The organism is Herbaspirillum chlorophenolicum, from assembly GCF_001189955.1.
In the GTDB taxonomy this organism is placed as follows: domain Bacteria; phylum Pseudomonadota; class Gammaproteobacteria; order Burkholderiales; family Burkholderiaceae_D; genus Herbaspirillum; species Herbaspirillum chlorophenolicum.
This window is the reverse complement of sequence record NZ_LFLT01000163.1, coordinates 1-653: the sequence shown is the minus strand read 5'-3', so window position 1 is coordinate 653 and position 653 is coordinate 1. Positions and strand designations below refer to the sequence as shown.

The following is a 653-nucleotide window of genomic DNA, read 5'->3' as shown; positions in this document are numbered from 1 at the left end:
CTTGGCTTAGATGCCTATCAAGGCCTATCTATTGACGCCAATGCCGCAGATCTTGCGCAGCAACTTTCGGCGCTTAAAGTTAATACGGTCATTCATACTGCCGGACCGTTTCAAGGGCAAGATTACGGTGTGGCCCGCGCCGCTATAGCGGCAGAATCCAATTACATTGATTTGGCCGATGGGCGCGATTTTGTTGCAGGAATCGTCGATCTTGACCAATCTGCCCGTCAGAGGAGCTTGGTCGTCACCAGTGGCGCAAGTTCCTTGCCTGCACTTTCCTCGGCAGTGGTCGATCATTATTTGAACAGATTCAGTCGGCTGACATCAATACGGCATGGAATCGGATCGGGAGCTCGGGCACCAGGAGTGGCCACTATGAGAGGAGTGTTCGGATACTGCGGGAAGCCATTTCTCCGTCTAGATTCCGGCAGATGGACCTCTGTAAGAGGATGGCTTGATACGCGACGTCACCGGTTTCCTTCTCCGGTCGGGACGCGCCTGTTGGGTAGTTGTGATGTGCCGGATCTCATTCTTTTCCCTAAACGTTATCCTTTGGTCACGACGGTCAGTTTTCATGCTGGCTTCGCCAGTATTCCAGGGCATCTTTTTGTAGCGGCGGCATCGCAACTTGTCCGCATCGGACTGTTGCGCAG

General features: G+C 53.4%; 1 protein-coding gene. It reads left to right on the top strand.

The genetic code is table 11. The features are described from left to right. Positions 1 to 653: saccharopine dehydrogenase family protein (locus AKL28_RS24965; RefSeq protein ID WP_414735714.1), on the top strand; the 653-nt coding region annotated here is incomplete at both ends.